The sequence below is a fragment of the Sorangium sp. So ce887 genome (assembly GCF_051521455.1).
Taxonomy (GTDB): Bacteria; Myxococcota_A; Polyangia; order Polyangiales; family Polyangiaceae; genus Sorangium.
In genome coordinates this window covers 6,033,240-6,057,559 of record NZ_CP150354.1, presented here as the reverse complement: position 1 = coordinate 6,057,559, position 24,320 = coordinate 6,033,240, and the positions used below count along the sequence as shown (strand labels likewise).

Here is a 24,320-nt window from a genome sequence, read left to right as displayed (position 1 = left end):
CACCGGAAAGGCAGGACCGATGCGCATCGCGCTGCTCTACCCACCGCCCTGGAAGATCCCCGCGCCGGGAGAGGCGCCTGACACGAGCGGGGACGGCCCGCCGGCGGACTACCGCGAGGGCGATCTCGACCCGGACTTCCACCAGACCCCGTACGGGCTCTTCTCCCTGGGCGCGCAGGCCCTCCGCGCGGGCCACCAGGTGAAGGTGCTGAACCTCTCGTCGTACCCGTTCTCGCAGGTCGAGCGGATCGTGCGCGAGCTCGACGCGGACGTCTTCGGCATGTCGTGCTGGACCGCCAACCGCCGCGGCGTGGCGCTCACCGCCCGGTGCATCCGGCGGCTCCACCCCGCGGCGCACATCGTCGTCGGCGGGCCGCACGCGACCCCGCTCGCGGCCGAGATGCTGCGGCACCACCCCGAGATCGACACGGTGACGCTCGGCGAGAGCGAGCACTCGTTTCTGGAGCTCCTCGACCGCCTCGAGGCCGGCCGGCCCGCGCTCGGCCTCGCCGGCACGGCCTACCGCGTCGAGGGCCGCGTCGAGCTCGGCCCGCCCCGGGCCGCGATCGAGGACCTCGACGCGCTCGCGTCGCCGCACGACCACTTCTCCACGCACATCGTGATGACCTCGCGCGGCTGCGCCTGGGCCTGCACGTTCTGCGGCGCCGAGGCGACCTGGGGCCGCGGCTTCCGGGGCCAGTCGGTGCCTTACGTGCTCGACGCCCTCGAGGCCACGGTGAAGCAGCTCCCCGTGAAGATGGTCCAGGTCAAGGACGACACCTTCACGACGAACCGCAAGCGCGTCATCGAGATCTGCCGTGGCATCCGCGAGCGCAAGATCTCGTTTCTGTGGAGCTGCGACACGCGCGTCGACGTGCTCGGCGACGACCTGCTCCGGGAGATGCGCCTCGCCGGCTGCCAGCGGCTGAGCCTCGGTGTCGAGTCGGGGTCGCCGGCCATCCTGAAGAACATCGACAAGAAGATCACGGCCAAGAAGATCATCGAGTCGACCGAGCTCGCGAAGAAGTACGGTATCCAGGTCCGCTATTACATGATGCTGGGCAACCGCGGCGAGACGGCGGAGACGTTCCGCGAGACGCTCGCGTTCCTGGAGGCGGCGAAGCCGCACCAGTACATCTTCTCGTGCCTGTCCATCTACCCTGGGACGCGCGACTTCGACGACGCCGAGGCGGCCGGCTGGCTCGAGCGCGCCGTCTATTTCCGCGGCGACTTCCAGGAGCTCAAGACCCCGTTCGACGCCTCGGAGGAGGACACGGCGCTGATGAGCGCGTGGTTCGAGCAGAACAAGGGTCTGCGCGAGCTCTACCGCGAGGGGGTGGAGGAGCGGCGGGCGATCCTCGCGCTGCTCGGCGATCATCACGCGGCGCACCTGGAGCTCGGCGTCGCCTACCTCGACGCGGGGCAGCTCGATCTGGCGGAGCGGCACGTCGCGCGCGCGCTGGAGCTCGGGTATCCGTTGCCGGGGCTCGCGTACAACGCGCTCGCGTGCGTCGCGGCGGGCCGGCGCGACTGGCAGGCGATGCAGGATCACTTCACGGCGGCGGCGAAGAGCGATCCGCAGCACGCCGTGCTCATCCGCAACGTGCAGGCGGCGCGGGCGTGGTACGCGAAGGGCGGTCCGGACAAGGGGCTGCCGCTCGATCTCGTCGCGCGCTGCGACTTCCAGCTGCTGGAGCGGACGGCGCAGCCGGCGCTCCCCGGGCCGCTCCCGGAGGACTTCGCGGTGTGGCCGCCGGCCGCGGCGCGGCCCGCGCCGGCGCGGCCGGCCGAGGCGGGCGGGCGCGAGGCAGCGACGCAGCGCGGGCGGCTGCGGGTGGTGCCGTCGTAGCGGCGGCGGCAGCGTTGCCGATGCCGCCGGCGATTCTCGTTGCTGAAATCGAGCGGGGCACTCGGATCCTCCGAGCCGTTCCCAAGCTCGGGCGAGCACCAGGCGGCGAAAATCCACGGAGTTCGACGACGCAACATGGACGAGGACCCGTGAGCGCACGCGAAGGCGAGTGATGGCAGGCCTGCTCGGCGAGATCGACGTTTCGTGGACGCGGTTCTGGATCCCGCGCGATACGGCGCCCGTGCTCGATCGGCGCGGTTACCTGACCGATCCCGAGCGGCAGGACGCGAGGGCCACCAACCCGTTAGCGCGGACGCTGGAACAACTCGAGGACAAGCCGTGCGTCGCGCTGCTCGGAGAGCCCGGGAGCGGGAAGTCGTATGCCGTGGGCGCCTACGTGGCCAGCCTTCGTGCGGAGCATTTCACGACGCTGCTCCACGTCGACTGCCGGTGGCGTCCCGACCTGCAGAAGCAGATCTTCGCGACGGAGGCGTTCGAGCAATGGCTCGCGAATCGTATCCCGCTCACGATCGTCGTCGACAGCCTCGATGAGCATCCGCGGGGAGCATACGAGGTCGCGTCGCAGCTCATCGACCAGATCCGGCGCGGGCCGGTCGGCTCCTTGCGGCTGCGGATCGCGTGCCGCACGGCGGAATGGCCTGCCATGCTCGACGAACAACTCCCGCTCCTGTGGAAGCCGAAGGGAGAAGAACCGCAGGCGACTTTCCATGCCCTTGCGCCGCTGCGGCAGAGCGATGTCGAGCTGGCAGCAGGGAAGGACGCGGCCGGGTTCCTCGCCGAGATCGCGCGGGTGGACGCCGGATCGCTGGCGATCAAGCCGATAACGCTGGGGTTCCTGCTGGAGGAGTACCGGCGGTGCGGGAAGCTGCCGCGCACGCGGTTGGAACTGTATGAGAAGGGGTGCCGGATCCTCTGTGAGGAGTCGAGCAGGTCGCGCCGGGGAGCACGCCGTACCGGGAAGCTACGCGCTCCGGAGCGCCTGGCGATCGCCTCCCGGATCGCGGCGGTCTGTGTGCTGGGACGTCGCAGCGTGGTGTTCACGGGGCAGGATCTGGGGACAGTGCCGCCGGAAGCCGTCACGCTCGAAGACCTCACCGGGGCCGCCGAGCCGAGCGCGTCCGGCCGGGTGACGGTCGACACCGACGCACTCGAAGAGGTGCTCAACGTGAGCGGCCTATTCGCACCGCGTGGCAGCGACCAGATCGGGTGGGCCCACCAGACATATGCCGAGTTCCTGGCAGCCCGGTTCTTGCGTGAGCGAGGGCTATCGACGGAGCATCTGGTGGGCCAGGTCTCGAACGGAGCCCTGGGCCGCGTGGTCCCGGCGCTGCGCGAGACGGTGGCGTGGCTGGCAAGCATGAGCTTGGCAGGCACGAGCCAGGAGTTCTTCCTGCGCATGCTCGTCGCGGACCCCGAACCGCTGCTCGGGAGCGACTTCGCACTGGTAGGGAACGGGGAGCGCGAGGCGTTGGTTGGAGCTCTGCTGAAGAGGCTCGACCGGCGAGAGATGTCGATCATGACAATCCAGCACCGGAGTGAGCTTCTGGTGCGCCTTGAACATGCCGCGCTTGCCGACCAGTTGCGTCCTTATATCACCGGGCGTGACCATTACATCATGGCCCGGCGGGCGGCTCTGGAGTTCATGGATTCATGCAAGGTGGTCGCGCTCGAAGACGTCGTGGCGGACGTGGTGCTCGATGGTAGCGACGACAAAGAATTCCGTTCGTCGGCCGCGCGCACGCTCGTGCGCATCGGGTCTCGGGAAACCAAGCGACGGCTCTTGCCGCTTCTTGGGGGCGACCGCGAGGCAGACCCGGAGGACGAACTGAAGGGATATGCGTTGCTGGCTCTCTGGCCTGACGACATCACTGCCGCCGAGCTGTTCGCTAGCTTGATGCCATCGCAAAGGAGCTCTTATGGCGGATCTTACGGTTACTTTCTGGACAAGCTGAGCGAGACGTTGCCACCAGCAGCTCTGTCGGAGGCGCTCCACTGGACCCTCGGGTTGCCCTCACGCCGTCAGGCACCGCTTGAGCTCACCGACCTGCTCGACACCATTCTGCGGACGGCCTGGGAGCGGCTCGAGGACGCCGAAGTGCGAGCCCTGCTTGCCCAGGCCGCGGTTCGGCGTCTGGCGGTCTATGACGTTATCTTCCAGCGTCGCAACCACCGCAACGAGGAGACCCCGGATCCAGCGCGGGACGATGGTCGGCGACGCCTGCTCGCAACCGCGATGGTCGCCTTATTGCCATGGGGGCCGTACGATACGTTCTCCATCGTCCATCACGGACTTGTCCTCCCAAAGGACGTCCCCTGGGTCATCGAGCAGCTCCGCAACGGGGCTACGCCGCTGGAGCGGGATCATTGGGCTGCGATCTTGAAGCAGGTTGCACTCTCGGATTGGACCTTCGAGGTCGCAGACCCCATCCTCGGAGCAGTGGATGAAGTCGGCGAGATTCGCGAGGCAATGCCATGTCTCATCAATAACGTTGAGCTCGGGTCAGCCCTGTCCCGGTGGATGCGACGCGCATGTCGTCAGGAACGCAAGTTTCGTGGTCGCTTTCGAGTAAAGCCGCGTGTGTCCCCAAAAGTTTCGCGTGTGCAGAAGCGCATCCAGGTTTGTTTGCGACGGTTCGCAGAGGGCGATATCGATGCTGGATGGAGACTGCAATCGTTGCTTGCGGTGGATTCTGAGGGTAGGTTGCGTAACGATTTGCACTACAGGGAGGATCTTAGGAATTTCCCCGGCTGGCAACGTGCCGACGAAGAGACTAAGAATCGCGTTCTCGATGTCGGTCGCGAATACCTGTTACTTGCCAATGAGCGTTTCGGCGAGTGGTTGGGTGTAGAAATTCCATATGGCTATCGCCCTGCTGCCGTTGGTTACAGGTATGTCTGCCTGATCGACGCGCTCGACCCCGCGTGGCTCGACGAGCATGCTGTCACCGTCTGGGCGAACTGGAGCGCCATCGCCCTCGCCTTTGCACCCAATGTAAACGCGCAGAGCCAACGAGTCGTGTCACGCGCGTATCGGGCCGAACCCCCGCGCGTGCGGGATGTGCTGCGCGCTCTGCTCGATGAGGATCATCGCAAGCACGGCCAACCACTCCGGCTTCACCACATGGCAGCGTGCTGGGACGCGGACCTCGGGCGTTTCTTGATCGAGTACGCACGGCGTCCGGATCTGAAGCCTCGATTCCTCGGCGATCTGCTGGATGAGCTGATCCTGCATGGGGTCGAGGGTGCAACGGACGCGGCGGTGTCGATCCTGAACGCTCCGATTCCTGAGGGTGGTCCTGGACGGCTTCGCGCACACGCGGCAGCCCATGCGCTCATGGCCTTCAACCCGAAGGTCGGCTGGCCCGTCGTGCGCCCTCTTGTCGAGGTGGATCCCGCCTTCGGTAAAGAGGTATTTCTCACGTTCGTTCGCGCGGTCGAACCGCGGCATTCGAGCACGTGGGGTAAATGCCTCTCGCTCGAGGACGCCATGACGATCTATGTCTGGATCGAACGACATTTTCCGAGCGATAGCGACCCGCAAGATCGGCAAGGTGAGATGGATGATTCTACTTCACGCCATAGGTTGGCTGAGCTGCGAAATTCGCTACTCGGCGAGCTGAGCTCGCGAGGCACCCTCGAGGCCGTCGCGGCGATCGAGCAAATCCAGCAGACCTTCCCTGATCGCGACTTCACCTGGGTCATTCACCGCGCGAAAGATGTCGCCGCTCAGGGCATCTGGATCCCCCGATCCCCGTGTGAGGTCATCGACCTCGGCTCCACCACCTTTAGGACCATGCCCAGCCATCATCCCCCTGCCGCCATGCACCGCTTCTCGTTTCCGGCTCCGCTCGTCGACGCGTACAGGAAGAACAAGCTTGCTGTGCTCTTTGGCTCGGGCCTGTCCATGGCCCGCGACGTCCAGGGGAGTTTCCCTAGCTGGAACGAGCTGCCCGAGCGACTTTTCGAGCAGGCCCAGAATTATGGGGTACTCGAGTCCGCGCAGCTCGACGCCTTGCGCCTGTACTTGAAGGCGGGCCATGTGTCGCTGGAGAGCATGCTTACCTTGCTCGACCTCCCGAAGACCAGCCTCCGCGCGCACGGGTACCAGGCCGCGCTAAACGCCATCTTCCGCCCGCCGAACGCTGCGCCTGGCGACGTCCACCGAGCGCTCGTCGAACTGGGACTCGACGTCCTCGTGACCACGAACTACGACCAGCTCTTGGAAAAGGCGGAGCTCGGGCGGCAGTCCTATACTTGGAAGAAATCCGATAGTGTGCTCTCCGATATCAACGGGGGGCGCAAAGTGTTGTACAAGATCCACGGCACCGCTGACGATCAAGCGTCAGTTGTGATGACTCAGGGCGAATATACGAAGGCGTCCAGCGACGAACCATACCGGCGCACGATTGGCTATTTGCTCCAGGCCTACACGTTTCTTCTCGTTGGCTACGGCATCAACGATCCACTGGACCTCGATCTCGTCTTCGAGCTTAACCTCCGGGCTTTCGGATCGGCGACCAGCCAGCACTACGCGCTGATGGCGAACCCGAACCCGAACGACCGCGATCGCTGGCAGCGCGAGCTCAACGTGCAGGCCTTGCCCTATCAAGACCACGACGACCTCCCGGCCATCCTCCGCGCGCTCCGAGCGACCAAGCCGTGACCTTCACGTGAGCCGTCCTTGCCGGGCGGTATCGGCGGTGCTGGGCCGCCCGTGCTCCGTCGCAACAGCGTTCCGGTCGTGACGGACCCATCGGAAGCAACCCGCCGACCGGAGCTGGGGGCGCTCCGCGATGGCCCACGGGGAGACGGAGCAAGGCGCGACGATCGCCGGCGCGGTGCTGCCCGCGCTCCAGTTCCTCGACGACGAACGCGCCTGGTTCTCCGACGATCTCCTGTACAATTCCCTGAACGCGGCGGCTCGCCGGGCGCTGGAGGCGATGATGAAGGGCTACGAGTACCAGAGCGATTTCGCGAAGAAGTACGTCGCGCAGGGGCGCATCGAGGAAGCCGCACGCGCGCTGTTGACGGTGCTCCGCGCGCGCGGAATCGCGGTGCCGGACGCAGCACGCGAACGCATCGTCGCCCAGAAGGACCCGGAACGCCTGGAGCGCTGGCTCGAGCAGGCCGCCACCGCCGGCACGCTCACCGACGTGCTCGACGAGCCGAGCTGAACCGAGGGCGAACAGAAACCGGCCGGAACGCACCGCCTCTGCCATCGAGCGATCCGAGCTCGATGCACCGCGGAGCGCCCCTGATGTGCACCGTCTCCCGGGTTCCCGGCAACCCCCCGGGCGTGCTACCCGCTTTCCATGTCGACGCCCACAGATCACGGCCGGCCAGGCTCTGCCCCGGAGGTGGCGCCCCCTGTTCAGAACGCTCCGTCGCCCAGCCACGCCGAGCGCTGTCGCACCCTGGCGCAGCGGGCCCGCACCGCCACGCTGTGCACGCTCGCGCGGGACCCCGCCGGCTATCCGTACGGCTCGCTCGTCACCGTCGCCGTGGACGCGCACGGGCGGCCGCTACTGCTGCTCTCGGCGCTCGCCGAGCACACGGGCAACCTCAAGGTTCGCGTCGAAGCGTCGTTGCTCGTCGCCGAGCCCGCCGAGGGCCGAGCGGACCCGCTCGCGCTCGGGCGGATGACGCTGATCGGCCCCTGCCGTCCGCTCGAGGGCGCCGAGGCGGCCGCCGCCCGGACGACCTTCCTCGCGACGCACCCGCGCGCGTCGTACTACGTGGATTTTACTGATTTTTCCTTCTATCGGCTCGACCCTGTGTCGATCCGCTACGTCGGCGGCTTCGGCCGGATGTCCTGGGTCGAGGCCGACGAGTACGCGGCCGCCGAGCCGGATCCGCTCGCGGCCGACGCCGCGCGCATCCTCGAGCACATGAACACCGATCACGCCGACGCCGTCCTCGCGTATGCGAAGGCCCTCGCCGAGATCAAGGACGCCACCGGTGCGACGATGACCTCGGTCGATCGTTACGGCTTCGAGCTGGACGTCATCACCCCGGCGGGGCCGAAGGTGGCGCGGCTCCCGTTCGACGCGCCGGTATCGACGTCGGACGAGGTGCGGAAGGCGATGGTGGCGCTGGTGCGCGAAGCGCGCGGGCGCAGCACATAGCGGCTCGTCCTCACCGCGGCGCATCGATCCTGATCGCCGAGCGCTCCTTACACGACAGCGAGGCTCATGACGCACGCGTGGGGCGAAGATCCCGAACACCCGATCCTGCCGCAAGCATGGCAGTACAGGATCGTCGGTCTGAGGCTCGAGCTCGAGCCGGGCGACGACGGCGAACCTTTCCTCGATCTGGCGCTCCGGCGCGGCGTGGCGCGGCGCGTACTCCGGTTCTGGTCGCCGCACGACCTCGAGATCGAGCGAGGCGGCCCCGCGGGCTATGGGCTCGTGATTCACGATGTCCGCGCTCGCGGCCTCGACCGGATCGGCGTTCGCGTCGACGATTTCGAAGCGAGCCCCGGGGCCATCCGCTTTGTCGCGCGAGCGGTCGAGGAGCTGCCTTGAGCCGTCCCTGACGGCAGGCGCTCGGCGGCCCGTCAGCCACCGCGGCGCCGCGGGCCGCCCGACCCCCTTCCCGCGGCGCGAGCGCCCGAGCGCGTGGTGGCGGACCCCGCTTGGCGGCTGTGCCGGAGCGTCACGCTCGCCGAGCCTTCAAGCGCCCGGCCAGGTGGCCCGCAGGGTGGCGACGCCGCCCCCGCCATGGCGACGCTATCTCCGCAGCGCATGCCTCACCCCGGAACCCTCGCTGTTGGACCCATCCGCGCCCCCGGCACGCGATCTGCCAGGTGCGCGGCGTATGGGAGACGCCGACATCACCTTGCGCCACATCGCCCGGAGATGCCCCGGAGACCTGGCGCGCGTGTTCGTCCCCGAGGGGCGCTCCGTCGAGGTCCTCGGGTGGGTCGACACCCAGGTCACGAAGCTCGAGCGACGCCTAGACAAGGCCCTGCGCCTGCGCGTCGGCGGCGAGTTGCGCGTGCTGCACGTCGAGTTCTGCTTCGCGCTGCGCGACGACGTGCCGGATCGGGTCTTCGAGTACCTCGGCTTCCTCTTTGCCGCGCTTCGCACCGAAGCGCCCGGAGAGCCGGTGCCGCCCATCGAGAGCGTCGCCGTGGTCCTCTCGGGCCACCGGCGGCGCCTGCCCGCGACGGGCGAGCGTCGCACGGCCTGGCCGGAGCGGCCGTTCAGCGGCGCGCACTTCCGCATCGACGCGGTCTACCAGCGCACGATCGCCGAGCTCCGGGCGCGCGGCAGCGTGTTCTGGCTGGTGTTCGCCCCGCTGGCCCGCGACGCGACCGCGGCGGCGCTGCGGGAGGTCGTCGCGGAGATCCACGCGCGAGCGTCGACCGACGAGGAGCGGGTCGAGCTCTACGCCGCGCTCTTGGTGATGGCGGCCATCGACCCCTGGGGTCACAATCTGCGAAAGGAGCTCGTCATGCTGTTCGACGACAGGGAGACGGAGAAGAAGCTGCTCCGGAGCATGCCGATCATCGGGGAGATGATCCTCGAGGCCGAGCAGCAGGCCGCGCAGCAGGCCGCGAAGAGCGCGGAGAAAGCGGCGGAGAAAGCGGCGGAGAGGGTCATCGCCGAGCTCCTCGGCCGCCTCTTCGCGCGGCGGGTGGGGCGCCGGCCGACGATCGAGGAGGAGCGCTCGATCGTCGAGCGCGCACAGGCGATCGGACCGGGCGAGGTGGAGGACGCCTTGCTCGATCTCGATGGCGACGCGCTGGTGCGCTGGCTCGCCGAGCCGATGCGCCGATGAACCGCTTCCGGGGAGGGGAGGACGGCCGCCCCTGACCGCGGTCGCCCGCCTGCTCCTCAGCCTCCGCGGCGCCGGGCGCCGCCCGCCCTGCTCCCGCGCCGCGAGCGCCCGAGCGCGTGGTGGAGCCCGCTCTGGAGCGAGCTCAGCGTGACGATCTCCCGGAGATCGATGCCGATACTCACCATCGTCTGCGCCACCTCGGGGCCGACGCCGGTGAGGATGACCTCCGCGCCGAGCAGCTTGACCGCCTGGGCCGCCCTGAGCAGCGAGTCCGCGATCTCGGCGTCCACCACCGGCACGCCGGTGACGTCGAGGATGACCGTGGCCGCGCGCTGCGCCACCACCCCGCGCAGCAGCCGCTCCAGCAGCTGCTCGATGCGCACCCGGTCGAGCCGCCCGACGAGGGGCATCACGAGGATCCCCGCGTCGAGCGGGATGAGCGGCGTCGAGAGCTCCCGGATCGTCGCCTCCTGCGCGTCGATCATCTGCCCTTGAAGCGCCGCCCGCTCCGCCTCGGCCCGCCGGAGCTCGGTCACGTCGTACCCCTCGGCGATCACGAGGACGCTCTCGCCCGACACGTCGAGGATCGGCTTCATCTTGAGGTCGAGCGTGGCCACGCGCCCGCCCGTGCCGTGGATCTCCAGCTCGCACGAGGTCGGCTCGCCCGACGCGGCCCTCAGCACGCCCGCCTTCACCCGCTCCTCCACGCCCGGCGCGCCGCCCCAGAACGGCGCGCGCCAGAGCGGCTCGCCGCGGCCGTCCTCCGGACGAGCCCCGATGAAATCGGCCATCGTCCGGTTGCGCTCGAGCAGCTCCCCCCTCGGGGTGAGCAGGCTGATGAAGATCGAGGTCTCGTCGAAGATCGCTCGAAACTTCTGCTCGCTCTCGCGCAGCGCCTTCTCGCGCCTCAGCTGCTCCGTGAGCGGGCGCGAGAAGGCCGAGAAGAACTGCTCGTCACCGCTGCGGACGAGGTGAGAGCTGACCTCGACGTCGATCGGGTGGCCGTCCTTGTGGACGTGCCTCGTGATGAAGCGGAGCGCCCCCTTCGCCTTGATCTCCTCGATGATCGCGGCGACCTCGTGCGGCGATTGCGCGTCGATCTGGCCGATGTTCATCGTCAGGAGCTCGCTCCGCTCGTAACCCACGATGCTGGCGAAGGATGGATTGCAGTCGAGGATCTCGCCGTTCATCCCGACGACGTGGAATCCGTCGACGGCCGCCTGCAGGATCAGCCGCGTCCGCTCCTCCCGGCTCCCCAGCTGCTCATGCAGCCTGTCGACCTCCTTGCGCAGTCCGGCGTTCTCCACCCGGAGCCGCTCGATGCTGTCGTGATCTGTCGCCACCTTCGGTCTTCCTTCCGTCATCCCTGCCGCGGCCGTCCACGTCCGGCCGAGGGCCGCTCTCCCCCGCGCGCGCCGCGACAAAGCGGACGATAGCCGATCTTGACGCCGCACCGTGCGCTCGCCGGCCCGCGCGCGCTCTTTCGACCCGCGCCCGCGCGCTCCGCAGCGGACAACCTCTGCTGAGCGGATGAAACCTGCGACGGCGCGGCCCCGGCGTACGGCTCGGCTGCTCGCGCTCCGCGCGCGCGACGAGGCGGCGGCGGACGATCAACCGCCGCGCCGCCGTGCCGCCGGCGCGCGAGGCGAGGCGCAAGCCCCGGCGATCCGCGACGGCACCGCCGCAAACGCCCGGGCTCTGCCGGAAGGTGTGGTCTGGATTACGCCTATTGAGTTCGAGTCAACTGATGGGATGTGCGTACGATCACGCTGATCGTTGACACCTCCCGTGCCAGGGAGTCCAATGTTTGCCGCGCAACGCGGCGATCAAGGAAACGCGAAGGCATGGGATTTTCGGACAGCACCCCTCGATGTGAGCGCGCCGCGCTGGTGGAGCGCCTCGGGCGGGCGCTCGGCAGCGCCGCGGCGGCGGAGATCGTCGACCGGGAGGGCGAGCGGCTCGCGCTGGAGGGCGCCCTCTTGCCGCTCGACGACGCGTACGACGTGCTCGAGCCGCTGGCGGCGATGCCCGGCGGGATCGGCACCGCGGCCAGCGTCGCGCGGGCCGAGCTGCGCGTCGCCTCGGTCCGGCGCCGGCTGGAGCAGCGGAATCGGCGGTAGACCCGGGGGGCCCGCGGCGGGGCCGGAGCGACTCGAGAGGAACTTCATGTCTTCGGAATCAGTAAGTCGACCTATCCTCGTCGTGGACGACAATCCGGACATCCATGGATTGATGGAGCGGATGCTCGTGCCCAGGCCGATCCACGATCCGGAGATGATCCGTGGGCTGCAGGCCCTCGAGTCGCGCCTGTTCGGCGCCGAGCCGCCCGAGGAGGAGCCGGACCCCCTTCACGGGCTCAGGTTCACCATTGAATCGGCCCACTCGGGCATGGATGGGATCGCGCTCGTCAGGGCCAGTCCGCGCAGGTATTTCCTTGCCTTCGTCGACATGCGGATGCCGCCGGGGCTCGACGGTATCCAGACGATCAAGGGGATCTGGAGCGTCGCGCCGGACATCTACACGGTCATCTGCACCGCCTACTCGGACTACAGCTGGGATGAGATCGCGATCGAGCTCGGGTGTCCGCCAAACCTGCTCATCCTCCGCAAGCCGTTCGAGGCCATCGAGGTCCGGCAGATCGTCACCACCATCGCGCGGATGTACGACTCGCTCGCCGGCGTGAGGACGTCGGTGAGCCAGCTGGAGGAGGAGCTCGTGATCGCGATGGAGAGCGTCTCGCAGCTCGAGGAGCGGTCGAGGGCGCTCCTCGCTGAGATCGCCGATCCGTGCCTCCTGCTCGACAGCGCGGGGGAGATCCTCGGCGCCAACCCGAGCGCTCACGACCTGTTCGGCGTGGACGAGAAGCTCCTTTACGGGCGCGACGTCGCGTCGGTGCTCGTCGACGTGCAGGCCCCGCTCCCGGCCGCGCGCGCGGTCGCGCGGAGCCGCCTCGTCTGCCCGCGCAGCCGCGCGCTCGAGGCCAGCGTCACGCTGACCCCGCTCGGAGCGCAGCCCGGCGCGGGGGTCGAGTTCATCGCGCGGATCCGGGTGACCCAGGACGCGTGAGCGCGCCGCCAGCTCCGGCGCTGGGGCGCCGGCGGCCGCCAGCTCCGGCGCGGGTTGCTGGAGGCCGCCCCTGCCGGCGCGGATAGGCCGGCGGCCGCCAGACGTGATGTGTCGCGGCGGAGTTGCGCGCGTGTCATGAGGGCGCGACGCGCCTGCGCGATACGAGCACCCACGCGGCCGACGGCCCGTGCGCGAGCGTGCGATGACCCTCCTTGCCCACGACAAGCCGCCTCCCGAGGCGAGAGCGCGCGCCGGCGCGGGCGCCATCGCGGTGAAGTGGCTCGGGGTCGCGGTGGCCGCGGCGGCGCTCTGGAGCACGCTGCGCGGCGCGGATCTGCCGGGCGCCGGGGCGCTCATCGCCTCGGCGTCCGCGCCGATGATGGCGCTCGCCCTGATTCCTAATTTCGTCGCGCGGCTGCTCCAGACCGAGGCGAGCCGGCGCGTCTTCGGCGCGTTCGGGCCGCCCGCGCCGTTCGGGCGGTATCTCTCGCTCACGCTGTCGACCGAGGCGCTCACCATGAGCGTCCCGGCCGGGGCCGCCCTCTCCGAGTCGGTCACGTTCTTCCTGCTCCACCGGTGGTGCGGTGTCCCGGGGCCGCAGGCCATCGCCGGCATCGCGGCGCGCAGGTCGCTGATCCTCCTCGCGAACGCCGTCTATGTGGCGATCGCCCTCGCCCTTGGCTTCGGCCACCTGGAGCGCGCCTCGGGCCCGCTGCTCGGCGCGCCCTGGCTGCCGTGGCTCGTGGTCCTCTCGGGGCTCGGCCTGCTCGCCGCCGCGCTCGCGCTCGCGGGCGCGCTCCTCTCGGGCACGGTCGCGTCGCGGGTCTTCGCGCAGCTCAGGCGGCTGCCCGGCCGGCGCGTGAGGGCCTACGTCGAGGCGCGGGCCGCGGGTTTCTCCGCGACCGACCGGCACGCGGCCGCGCTCGGGAAGCGGCGCGGCGCGCTCGCGGCGGCGGCGCTCCTCCTGCTCGGGATGTGGCTCGCCGAGGGGCTGGAGACGCTCTTTTTCCTGCGGCTCTTGCAGGTCGACGTCTCGCTCGCCGAGGTCCTGTCGTTCGAGGTCGTCCTCGCGCTCCTCCGCGCGGCCGTCTTCATGGTGCCGGCCGGGCTCGGCATGCAGGACGCCGGCTACATCGCCTTCCTCGGCGCGCTCGGCGTGCCCGCCGCGGCGACGGTCGGCGCCGCCTTCGTCCTCGTCAAGCGCGCCAAGGAGATCGTCTGGATCGCCCTCGGCCTGCTCATCTTCTTCGGCGGCCGCGCCGTCTTTCGCCCGGCGCCCGAGGCGGCCTGATCCGGGCCGCCGCGCTCGCGCGCGTCCGGTCCCGCGAGCGCCGGAACCTCGCGCTCCACGAGCTCCTGCGGAGCGCGGCCGCCTCGCGCGCGTCGCGTCGAGAGGACAGCCCCGCGCAGCGGCGCCGGGCGCCCGGCGCTGGCACGTTATTTTCTATCTCCTCGCTCCAGCATCGATCCGCGGTCGATCCGCCTCCAGCCGGATGCGGCGCCGTGGCACTCTCTGGCACAGGAGCGAAACCCATGACAGTCCATCGTCTTTCTTGGTTCCACCTCGGCAGCCTGTTCTCGCTCGCCGTCGCCCTCCCCGGGGCCCTCGCGGGCTGCGAGATCACCCTCTTTGACGGGACCTGTGAAAGGGATGGGATCGTCTACCACCCTGGCGACTCGTTCCCGGACAAGGACGGGTGCAACAGCTGCTACTGCACCGAGGATGGAAGTGTCGCGTGCACCCTCATGGCCTGCGTCTCCGGCTGCACCTACGAGGGCGTCGACCACGCCCCCGGCGCGTCGTTCCCCGCCTCGGATGGCTGCAACACCTGCACGTGCGACCCCTCCGGCAGCGGCAATGTCGGCTGCACGAAGATAGCGTGCCATGTCTGCGAGCCGGGGGAGGAGATCCCGGCGGGCGACGGCTGCAACACCTGCACGTGCGACGCGGACGGGAACCTTGCCTGCACGGACGCCTATTGCCCGGAGACCTGTACCTACGGTGGCGCGAGCCACGAGTGGGGGGACGTGTTCCCGGCGGACGACGGCTGCAACACCTGCACGTGCCACGTGGACGGCAACGTCATCTGCACGGACGCTGGCTGCCCGGAGACCTGCACCTACGGCGGCGCGAGCCACGAGCCGGGCGGCTCGTTCCCGTCGCTCGACGGCTGCAACACCTGCACGTGCCTGGCCGGCGGCGGCGTCGCGTGCACCGAGCGCGCCTGCGCGTGCGACCCGAAGACCGAGGGGTGGCGCAGCTACGTGGGCAGCAGCCCGGAGGAGTGCACGCTCATCGACTTCATTTGCCCCGAGAGCACGGCCTACTTCCAGAGCGCGTGCGGCTGCGGCTGCGAGCAGGACGCGAGCTGCCCTCCCTCGTTCGACTGCATGCCGCCCGAGCCGTGCGACGTCGCGTCGATCCAGCAGCGCTGCCCGTACTCCGAGATCGTGTACTGATCTCTGGCCTCGCGCGCCGCGCGCGCGTGCCTCCGCTCTGTCACGCGATGCCTGGGCGCTGACATCGCTGGTGGGCGGCCCACCGCCGTACATGGCCCACATCGTGCTGCGACATCGGCCCATCCCTCACCCCGGAGCGTCTCCTGGAAGATGGCATCCACGCTGCACTGCGGGGGCGGGCTGGAATCGATTCGCTGTTTCTTTTGCCGGATCACAGGTTCCAGCGCCTCGTCGCCCGGCTCGTGATGATCGACAGGGGCGATCCCCAGGATCGCCGGAGGGCGATCCCCAGGATCGCCGGAGGGGGTGATCGGGTGGATCGCCCCCTCTGGCGCGATCGCTGCGCTCATCGCTCCACGGAGGCCAGAAACGAGGCTCGCTGAAGGTCGCCGGCCACAGGCCTGCTCCTTGCGATGCAGCGGGTCAACCCTCGCGATCGGCGACGCTGCGCTGAAACGGCCGGCGGGGCTGCCTGCGAGACACCTCCTGCGAAATGCAAAGGAGCACTGCCATGTCGCACCAACTCGGCATCATCCCTGGTTCATTGCTGTCCCTGGTCCTCGTCGCCGCGGCCGTGAACGCGAGCGGATGCGTCGCGGAGGCCTCGCTGGACGAGGACGACTTCGACAGCCAGGAAGCGGCGCTCTGTGCGAGCGCACCGGGCTGGGCCGAGGGCGTCGCGTACACGGTCGGATCTGTCGTGAACTACGGCGGCAAGTCCTACACGTGCAGACAGAGCCACACGAGCCTGGCGGGCTGGACGCCCTCCGCCGTGCCCGCGCTCTGGCTGGAGACGGGGACCTGCTCCAGCTCGAGCAGCACCAGCGCCAGCTCGGGTGGCAGCAGCGGCGGAGGCGGCGGGTGTAGCTACCCCGCATGGCAGCGGGGCAAGAACTACCGCACGGGCGATATCGTGGTCTTCAACGGGTCTCCCTACATCGCCGAGCACGATAACCCCGGCTACGACCCGACGATCAGCACATGGTTCTGGGACCCCCACGCCGGCTGCGGCGGCGGCGCCGGCGGCGCCGGTGGCGGCGGTGGTGGCGGTGGCGGTGGCGGTGGCGGTGGCGGCGGTGGCGACGGGTTCGGTGCGATCCTGAGCGAATCGGTGTTCAACACCATGTTCCCGGGCCGCAACCCGTTCTACACGTACCGGGCGCTGATCGCCGCGGCGTCGACCTTCCCCGGGCTCGCCACCACGGGCGACGCCGACACCCGCAAGCGGGAGGTCGCGGCCTTCCTCGCCAATGCCTCGCACGAGACCGGCGGGCTCGTCTACGTCGAGGAGATCGCGAAGGCGCAACTCTGCGATACCTCCTGGGGCCCGCCGGGCTGCAGCTGCGCACCGGGCAAGTCGTACTACGGGCGCGGACCGATACAGCTCTCCTGGAATGGCAACTACTGCGCTGCGGGCAACGCGCTCGGGTTGCCCCTCCAGAGCAACCCGGACCTTGTCGCGCAGGACGCGAACGTCGCGTGGCGCACGGCCTTCTGGTTCTGGACCACGCAGACCGGCGCCGGCACCAGGACCGCGCACGATGCCATGGTCACAGGCGCCGGATTCGGCGAGACGATCCGCACCATCAACGGAGCGCTGGAGTGCAACGGCCGCAACCCCGCCCAGGTGCAGAGCCGCGTGGACAAATACATGCAGTTCACGCGCCTCCTCGGCGTGAACCCCGGGAACAACACCGGCTGCTGAGCTGCCCCGGCGCCTCATCGCGGTGATGGAACACCGTGTGCAGCACACCGGATCGCACACCGCATGGCCACACTGCAGCAGGCAAGGTGGCCGTCCGCCTTCATTCTTCTCCACTTAGACAGGGAATATCTATCATGTTGCTCAATTCTGCTACCACGGTTTCTGGGCTGTCATTCATCCTCGTGGCCATCGCCACGAGCGGCGTCGGATGCCTCGGTGCTGGTTCGCCGCAGGACGAGATCGACGTCGAGCAGAACGAGTCTGCCGTGTGCGCAGGCGCTCCGGAATGGCAGAGCGGGCAGTGGTACGACGAGGGGACCGTCGTGAACTACGAGGGGGCGGCCTACATCGCCGAGCACGGTAACCCCGGCTATAGCCCCACCGTCAGCACGTACTTCTGGGAGCCGTACACGGGCTGCAACGACAGCCCGGGCCCTGTCGACGACGCGTGCAGCTACCCGCAATGGACAGAGGGCGCGTGGTACGACGAGGGGGCCGTCGTGAGCTACGAGGGGTCGGCCTACATCGCCGAGCACGGTAACCCGGGCTATATCCCGACCGTCAGCACGTACTTCTGGGAGCCGTACGCAGCCTGCAGCGACAGCCCCGATCCCGATCCCACCCCTGGCCCGATCGGCGCGCTGCCCGCCAAGGTCGTCGGTGGCTATTATCCCAACTGGACGCCGTCGCCCGTCCGCATCCGCGACGTCAACAGCAACTACAACGTGATCTACCTCTTCGCCGCGACGCCCGTGGGCGGGTCGCCCGGCACGACGGGCGCCGTCACCTGGACGCCGCCGGGCGACGGCAGGGGAGCGGCGACGAACCTCAAGGCAGACATCCAGTACGCGCGGACGACGCAGGGCCGCAAGATCATCCTGTCCGTCGGCGGCGCCGGCGCTGGCATGAGCTTCCCGAATCGCACGAAGTCGCAGACCTTCGTCGATAGCGTGGTCGGGATCTACAACGACCTGGGTGGGTTCGACGGCATCGACTGGAACACCTTCGAGGCCGATCAGGCGCCCGACACCGCCGAGATGAAGTGGATCAGCCTGGAGCTGAAGCGGCGCTACCCGGGCTTCCTCATCACCTCGCCTCCGGCCCCCTGGAACAGCCGCGACAAGACGTTTTGCAAGGAGATGGTGGAGGCCGGCGCCATGGACTACGCGGCCCCGCAGTATTACGACGGTCCCGATCTGGACCAGCAGTCCTATATCGTCAACAACGTGAACGAGTGGGTCGGGCTGCTCGGCCCGACGCACGTCGTCGTGGGGTTCGGGATCTGGGACCAGCCGAACTACATGTCCGTCGACGAGGCGATCCCCACGTGGAACCAGATCGAGAGCAACCACCCGACGCTCCGCGGCGCGTTCGACTGGCAGATCCACACCGACGAGAGCCTCGGGTGGCCCTTCGCCAACCGCGTCGGACCGCTGGTCCAGTAGCGGGACGCCATCGCGAGGGAGCCGGGCCGGGCCGCCGCGCTACCGGCGCGGGTCCGATGTTGACGCTGCCGGTGAAGCGCCGCGGAGGCCCGGTGAACCGCCTCGGAGGCTCGGAGAACCGCCGCGGAGGGTCGGTGAACCGCCATCGAGGCCCGGTGAACCGCTTCGGAGGCCCGGTGAACCGCCATCGAGGCCCGGTGAACCGCCATCGAGGCCCGGTGAACCGCCATCGAGGCCCGGTGAACCGCCATCGAGGCCCGGTGAACCGCCATCGAGGCCCGGTGAACCGCCACCGAGGCCGGGTGGACCCCCCCCCAGATCCCGGTGAACCGCCACCGAGGCCGGGTGGACCCCCCCAGATCCCGGTGAACCGCCACCGAGGCCGGGTGGACCCCCCCAAATCCCGGTGAGCCGCCCCACGACGGCGCGCCGGATAGGCCTACCCCGCCGTGGCGTGACCCCGTGGCGCTCCTCGCCGTTCGCCCATTCGCAGCGGTGCGCCGATGGCGACGCCGACCGCGACGTGCCCGTCCAGCACCACCTGCGTGGCCCGGCCGCAGGCGTCCCGCGCGAAGGCGACCGAGTGGCCGAGCGACGTCGTCCGCTGCAGGACGTTGCCCATGAGATCGTACGTCCGCCGCACGATGAACTGGTCTCCCGAGGCGAGCTGCCGCTCCTCCTCCACCCAGCCCACGCCGTTGCGCGTGTACGCGAGCTCCCCGGCGAATGATCAGGCCGACATCACCTAGGCGACGTCGGGCCGTGTCATCAATGGCGACCGCAGATGCAACATCAGATCGGGGCTGGTCAGGGGCACGGTGCTCCACGTCGCCTCCGCTGTCCCCGCGTCGGCGTCGACCACCAGCCGGACCCGGTGCGGGGTGGTGATGACGTAGAGCTCGGCGACGAACGTGTTGCCCTGCCAGGCGCCGGCCGCGACGACAGGGCGGCCGAACGGCGAACTTTCCCGCCATTCGCCGTGGCCGGCCTCGACGTCGAGGAACGACCCGAATCGCAGGAGCCATCCGCCGTCCACGGGATCGACGATCACCGTGGTTCCGTCGGGCAGCGCCGAATCCTCGGCGGAGGCGTCGAGTCTCGCCTCAGCAGAACGCTCCGGGGCGGCCGAACCCGGCACCGGCGCGAATGACAGCCGCCGCAGCCGATCGGCGAGGATCTCGTCGTCCCGGGCGCTTCCCGCGTCTTCCAGGCCGGGCAGCAGGCACTCCCACAAGGGGTCGAGCACTGCCTCACCCTGCGGTATGGCGCCGGTCACGACGACCACGAGATCGTGCGACGGGACGACCACGCACAACTGGCCGAAGGCGCCGTCACCGCGATAACCGTGACGCGACATCCAGAACTGGTAGCCGTACCCGCAAAGTGAGTCGGGGTTCTCCGACCAGTCCTCGATCTGCAGTGTCTCGATGTGCCGTCTGGTCGCGAGCTCCACCCATTCGCGCGGGACGAGCTGCCGGTCGCCCCAGCGGCCTCCGCGCAGCAGCAGCTCGCCGAAGGCGGCGACAGCCTCGGTCGTGAGGTGCAGTCCGTGAAATCCGAAGGCGGCGCCGCTCGCCACCCGGTCCCATTCGGCGTGCTCGACGCCCATCGGCTTGAAGAGGCGCTCGTCGAGCAGTTCCGGGAGGCCGCGGCCGGTGACCCGTTCCACCATCCGGGCCAGGACGAAGGTGGTCGAATTGTCATAGGCGTGCCGTGTTCCCTCCGCCTCGGTGAACGGTACGCGCAGGAAGCCTTTCACCAGGTCGCCCGGTTCCAGTTGCCAGGCCTCGACGAGGCTGTCCGTGCGGTGTCCGGCCGTCATCGACAGCAGGTGGTGAACGGTGAGGCGGCGCCCCTGCTCCGAGATGTCGGCCGGAACGTGGTCGGGCAACACGTCCACCACCCGATCGTCCAGCGAGAGCAACCCGTCGGCGATCGCGAGCCCCACGGCGACCGAGGTGAACGACTTGGTCAGCGAGTAGAGAAGGCGCGGGCGTTCGGCCGAGTACGGCGCCCACCAGCCTTCGACGACGACGTGACCGTGGCATACGACCATGAGGGAGTGACACTCGACGGATTGCGCTTCGAGCCGGTCCAGCAGCGCGGCGATCGAACGGGACGACATCCCCGAGGCGGCCGGTGCCGACCGCGGCAGCAGGGTGCGCTGAGAAGGCATCCGGGCACCGTAACAAGATCCGCCCGATCGAGTTACCGGATTCGGCTTGGTCAGACGGGCCGGGTGACGCCGGTCAGGCGCTCGGAGATCTCCCAGAGCCGCCCCATCCGAGCGTCGGTGTACCTCAGCGCTTGCCCTTGTCGCTGCCGCCCTTCGAGGCGCCGCCGCTCTTCCCATGCACGTTGGCCTTGCCGCCGCCGCCATGGTCCTTGTCGTGGATCATCACCTTGTCGCCGCCGCCATGGTTCTTGTCGTGGATCATGACCTTGACCTTGTCGCCGCCGCCATGGTCCTTGTCGTGGATCATGACCTTGACCTTGTCGCCGCCGCCATGGTCCTTGTCGTGGATCATGACCTTGACCTTGTCGCCGCCGCCATGGCCCTTGTCGTGGATCATGACCTTGACCTTGCCGCCGCCGCCATGGTCGTGGTCATGGACCTTCACGTGGACGTCGGCGCGCGCGCCGGCGTGAACGTCGACGTCCGGCCCGTCGGCGAAGCCCTTCACGAGGATGTTGACCCGCGGCGCCCGCGCGGCGGTCGCGATGACGCGCACGCCGGGCCGATAGCCCCAGAGCGCCACGCGCGTCGTGCCGCGGAACCCGAGCGCGACCGTCAGCCTGAAGGGATTCACCGCCGCGGCGAGCTTGCCCACGAAGTACAGTCCTGCAGACGCTGGCGCGAGCACCAGCACCTGCGGTCGCTCGGCGACGAGACCCAGCTTGAGGGTTCGCCCCTCGATGGCGACCGGCTTGAGGTGGACGTCGAGCACGTAGACGCGCACCTCTCCCGTGGCCTCGTCCGCGACCATCTCCAGCCGGTCCTCGCCGACCACCTGGATGGAGCCGCCGTGGGGGCCCACCGTGACCTCGGACAGCTTGCTCTCGGCGCTCACCTTGGCGCTCGCCACGAGCTCCGCCGTGCCGCCCGCGGGCACGTGCAGCACGCCGCTCCACGGCTTACCCGAGATCGTGAGCGTGTAGTTGACCTCCGTCAGGTCCGCCTCGAGCCTCGGCCCCGCCCCGACCAGGAGCCCCGTCCTCGCGTCGACCGCGAGCGGGATCGTCCTCGCCTCTCCGGACGGCAGCTTCCAGACGAGCGCGCCGCCGACGTCCTCCTTGAGGCGTACACCGGAGCTGGCGGTGATCGCGGCCTTCACCTGGCCGTCGCCGTCGATGCGCCACGCGACATTCCCGTCCTCGTGCTCCTCGACCAGCACCTCGGCGCCGAGCTCCTCGCTCAGGGCCATCTCCGCCTCGGCCGTCGCCGTGGCCTCGCCGCAGGCAGGCAGGAGTGCGAGAGTGAGCGACACCAGCGTGATCCGAGCCAAACGCGTCATCAGGTCCTCCGTCCCCGCCCCCTGCGTCGCCGGCCTGGGCCAGCGGCGCGGAGGGCGGTTATATCCTGTGCGAGCTACAGCTGGCATGGGCCAGCACCATGAGGTGCAGTGCGCCATCCGGGGCGCCACGGCTCAACAATCTGGCGGTGGGCCACGTGCGCGGGCGCATGGCGACCTTCGAACGGACGCTCCGGGTGGCCGTGTTCGATCGGCTGCCGGGCGGCTCCATGCTCACCCCGCTCGGCGAGCTTCTTCCGACCGAAGAGCGGCGATCTGGTGGCCGCGCGCATCGTCACCCTGCCCACGGTGCCTATCGCCCACCGCAAGCTCTCGAAGAAGAGCGCGGTGAGCCGCATCGTTCTCGCGCGCAGAGCCGGAGGAGGAATCTCACCTTGCCCGCGATCAGCGATGGGAGCGGCGGTGCAGGCGGTGCAGCAGCTGGAAGGACGGCGGCAGCGGCGTCGGCCTCGAGCGCAGGAGGCGGCTCGGGGAGCGCGGGCTCACGCCGGTCCAGGTCTCCAGCGCGGTGAGCGCGGTCTGCTGATCCGCAGCGACGAGGCCGTCGATACTCGCGCTGTGGTTGCCGCCTGGCATGACGAGCTTGTACGAGTCTCGCGCGCCGCCGAGCTCGAAGGCGCCGGCGGTCCAGGGATCCGTCTCCCCGTAGATGAAGAGGATCCGCTCCCCCTCCGCCGCCAGCCAGGCGGAGATGTCCTGCATCGGCGCCGGGTCGAACTCCGGCTCGATGGGGACGCTGGGCAGAGCGTCGACGGTTCCCCAGTCGAAGAGCAGGAGATCTTCGAAGTAGGACGTGTCGATCGCCGGCGCACCGAGCTGCGTGTAGGCTTGCCAGTAGTAGGGCTCCAGGGCGAGCATGTAGGAATCGGACGCGGTGAACGGCGAGCCGATCTCGTCGAGGAAGCCCCAGACCTCGTTGTCGGAGGCCTCTTGCGAGGGGATGTCGGCGCAGCGATATTGCCCATGGGACTGCCAGAACCCGAACGCCAAGCTGATGGCGGTGCTCTCGAGGGTCGCGTCGAGCCCGAAGAGGTCATAGGTGCCCCCTAATATCGTCGCTTGCTCGGCCATGCGCGCGAGCATGGCGTCGCGCCGGAGCAGCGCCTCGCGCTGGAAGTCTCTCAGGGCTTGCCGGCAGCCGGCGTCGCCGACCTCGTTGAGGAAGTCGACGTACCGCGGGTCCGCGACGGAGTTGCTGTGTGGCGCGACATAGGCCACGGTGCCGTCCACGTCCTCGGGGTAGAAGCGGTGATGATACACGGAGGTCATCCCTCCCTTGCTGGCGCCGGTCGAGATCCAGGGGCCGGTGTAAAGCGCGTGGAATGCCTCGGAGATGCTGTGCTGGTCGGCGGCTGCCTGCTCGATGTTGAGCCTCGTCCAGTCCGCCGGCTCAGGGCGCGACGGAGTGAAATAACGGTGCTCGATGTTGAGCTGATTCGCACCGAGCAGCCCGGTCGGCTCATCGATGTACTGGTACTCTGAAGACACCATAAGGAAATACCCCGAGTTGGCGAGCACCAAGGGAGCGCCGGCATCGCGGTGGTGTAGCGCGAGGCGCTGCGAGAAGTGCTGTCCGGCCGGATCGGCGTGATCGATGGGCTGGTCGAAATCGATGAGGAAGAAGCGATAGTCGTCGAGGGCCGAGCGGTCCTCGACCACGTTCGTGACGCCGGGGAGCTCCCGGAGCTGCTCCAGGACATCAGGCTGCACGACGCCGCCGGAGCCGCCGTCCCCGCCGGAGCCGCCCGCCGACGAGCTGCTCGTGATGCCGTCTCCGCCAGAGCCGCCGGAGCCGCCGGAGCCGCCCGCCGAGGAGCTGCTCGTGCTGCCGTCCCCACCGGCGCCGCTGGAGCTGGTCGTGGCCTGGGTGCTGGTCGTGGGCCCCGGGGGCGCCGCGCCGTCGCCGCAAGCGGCGAGCCCGAGGAGGGCAAAGGGAAGGGTCAGAGAAGCCATCCGGAGTGGTTGCATGTCCGGGAGAGTACACCTCAAAGGAACGGCGTGGTCGGCGTCCTGCGCGCCGCCCAGGTGTCGAGCCATGCGGAACGGGCGACCAGCGAAGAGACCGGGCTTGATCGAACCGCGCTACTCGAACTCCACCAGCAGGCGCTCGCCTTCTCGGAGGAAGCGCACCCGTCGCTCCATTCCGGCCTGGAACTGCGGCGCCTCCATGGGCCGCACGCAGTAGTCGGCGGTGCCCTGGAACTCGGGGCCACCGGCGCGGGGACGAATGTCGAGGGTGAAGCGGAGGATGGAGTTGCCCCCGTGGCCGACGGCGGTGGGATCCCAGCGGAGGATGCGCGCCGTCCCCGGTTCGCCTTGCGAGAGCACCTTCGCGCGGCGCATGTCGACCCCGATTGTGAACCGCAGCCAAACCACCAATCCGCCAACAACCAACAGGCCGAGAAGCGCGCCCCCCACGATGAGCTCCGTCATGGGAGAATGCTAGCAGATGCGGCTAG

At 69.2% G+C, this 24,320-nt stretch carries 18 protein-coding genes; 12 read left to right on the top strand and 6 right to left on the bottom strand.

Annotated features, from left to right (window positions below; genetic code table 11):
* Positions 1–19 precede the first annotated feature (19 nt).
* The 6 genes from WMF36_RS22310 (at position 20) to WMF36_RS22285 (ending at position 9,652) form a co-directional block, all read left to right on the top strand.
* Entirely contained in the window at positions 20–1,849 is a 1,830-nt protein-coding gene (locus WMF36_RS22310; protein ID WP_437581651.1) for a radical SAM protein, read from the top strand.
* Between the two features lie 172 nt (positions 1,850–2,021).
* Positions 2,022–6,533, top strand: a complete 4,512-nt coding sequence (locus tag WMF36_RS22305; protein ID WP_437581650.1) for an SIR2 family protein — start codon at positions 2,022–2,024, stop codon at positions 6,531–6,533.
* 175 nt (positions 6,534–6,708) lie between these two features.
* Positions 6,709–7,044 carry a hypothetical protein gene (locus WMF36_RS22300; RefSeq protein WP_437581649.1) on the top strand — a complete coding sequence of 112 codons (336 nt, stop codon included), beginning with the start codon at positions 6,709–6,711 and terminating at the stop codon, positions 7,042–7,044.
* Between the two features lie 138 nt (positions 7,045–7,182).
* Complete coding sequence (locus tag WMF36_RS22295; protein ID WP_437581648.1) at positions 7,183–7,995, top strand: HugZ family protein; 813 nt, start codon at positions 7,183–7,185, stop codon at positions 7,993–7,995.
* A gap of 66 nt (positions 7,996–8,061) precedes the next feature.
* Positions 8,062–8,394, top strand: coding sequence for a hypothetical protein (locus tag WMF36_RS22290; RefSeq protein ID WP_437581647.1), 333 nt, complete (start codon positions 8,062–8,064; stop codon positions 8,392–8,394).
* A gap of 292 nt (positions 8,395–8,686) precedes the next feature.
* Positions 8,687–9,652 carry a hypothetical protein gene (locus WMF36_RS22285; protein WP_437581646.1) on the top strand — a complete coding sequence of 322 codons (966 nt, stop codon included), beginning with the start codon at positions 8,687–8,689 and terminating at the stop codon, positions 9,650–9,652.
* Positions 9,653–9,708: 56 nt separating this feature from the next.
* Here the strand turns inward: WMF36_RS22285 and WMF36_RS22280 are convergent, their stop codons facing one another.
* A complete protein-coding gene (locus tag WMF36_RS22280) occupies positions 9,709–10,995 on the bottom strand; it encodes a PAS domain S-box protein (RefSeq protein ID WP_437581645.1) in 1,287 nt (428 codons plus the stop codon).
* Positions 10,996–11,496: 501 nt separating this feature from the next.
* Here WMF36_RS22280 and WMF36_RS22275 point away from each other — a divergent pair.
* From WMF36_RS22275 to WMF36_RS22250, 6 genes are all read left to right on the top strand, one after another.
* Positions 11,497–11,772, top strand: coding sequence for a hypothetical protein (locus WMF36_RS22275; RefSeq protein WP_437581644.1), 276 nt, complete (start codon positions 11,497–11,499; stop codon positions 11,770–11,772).
* 82 nt (positions 11,773–11,854) lie between these two features.
* Complete coding sequence (locus tag WMF36_RS22270; RefSeq protein WP_437581642.1) at positions 11,855–12,718, top strand: PAS domain-containing protein; 864 nt, start codon at positions 11,855–11,857, stop codon at positions 12,716–12,718.
* 202 nt (positions 12,719–12,920) lie between these two features.
* The gene (locus WMF36_RS22265; protein ID WP_437581641.1) at positions 12,921–14,009 is read left to right on the top strand and encodes a lysylphosphatidylglycerol synthase domain-containing protein; all 1,089 of its coding nucleotides are present in this window, start codon (positions 12,921–12,923) and stop codon (positions 14,007–14,009) included.
* Positions 14,010–14,251: 242 nt separating this feature from the next.
* Positions 14,252–15,178, top strand: a complete 927-nt coding sequence (locus WMF36_RS22260) for a hypothetical protein (protein WP_437581640.1) — start codon at positions 14,252–14,254, stop codon at positions 15,176–15,178.
* Between the two features lie 511 nt (positions 15,179–15,689).
* A complete protein-coding gene (locus WMF36_RS22255; protein ID WP_437581639.1) occupies positions 15,690–16,883 on the top strand; it encodes a glycoside hydrolase family 19 protein in 1,194 nt (397 codons plus the stop codon).
* A 134-nt stretch (positions 16,884–17,017) separates the two neighbouring features.
* Positions 17,018–18,328, top strand: a complete 1,311-nt coding sequence (locus WMF36_RS22250) for a glycosyl hydrolase family 18 protein (RefSeq protein WP_437581638.1) — start codon at positions 17,018–17,020, stop codon at positions 18,326–18,328.
* Positions 18,329–18,767: 439 nt separating this feature from the next.
* Here WMF36_RS22250 and WMF36_RS22245 read toward each other — a convergent pair whose 3' ends face one another.
* From WMF36_RS22245 to WMF36_RS22225, 5 genes are all read right to left on the bottom strand, one after another.
* The gene (locus WMF36_RS22245) at positions 18,768–19,022 is read right to left on the bottom strand and encodes a hypothetical protein (RefSeq protein ID WP_437581637.1); all 255 of its coding nucleotides are present in this window, start codon (positions 19,020–19,022) and stop codon (positions 18,768–18,770) included.
* A 51-nt stretch (positions 19,023–19,073) separates the two neighbouring features.
* On the bottom strand, positions 19,074–20,504 hold the full coding sequence (locus tag WMF36_RS22240; RefSeq protein WP_437581636.1) for a serine hydrolase domain-containing protein: 1,431 nt from the start codon (positions 20,502–20,504) through the stop codon (positions 19,074–19,076).
* Between the two features lie 124 nt (positions 20,505–20,628).
* Positions 20,629–21,843 carry a hypothetical protein gene (locus WMF36_RS22235; protein WP_437581635.1) on the bottom strand — a complete coding sequence of 405 codons (1,215 nt, stop codon included), beginning with the start codon at positions 21,841–21,843 and terminating at the stop codon, positions 20,629–20,631.
* Positions 21,844–22,245: 402 nt separating this feature from the next.
* Positions 22,246–23,814, bottom strand: coding sequence for a S28 family serine protease (locus WMF36_RS22230; RefSeq protein WP_437581634.1), 1,569 nt, complete (start codon positions 23,812–23,814; stop codon positions 22,246–22,248).
* 129 nt (positions 23,815–23,943) lie between these two features.
* Entirely contained in the window at positions 23,944–24,294 is a 351-nt protein-coding gene (locus tag WMF36_RS22225; protein WP_437581633.1) for a hypothetical protein, read from the bottom strand.
* Positions 24,295–24,320: the final 26 nt, after the last annotated feature.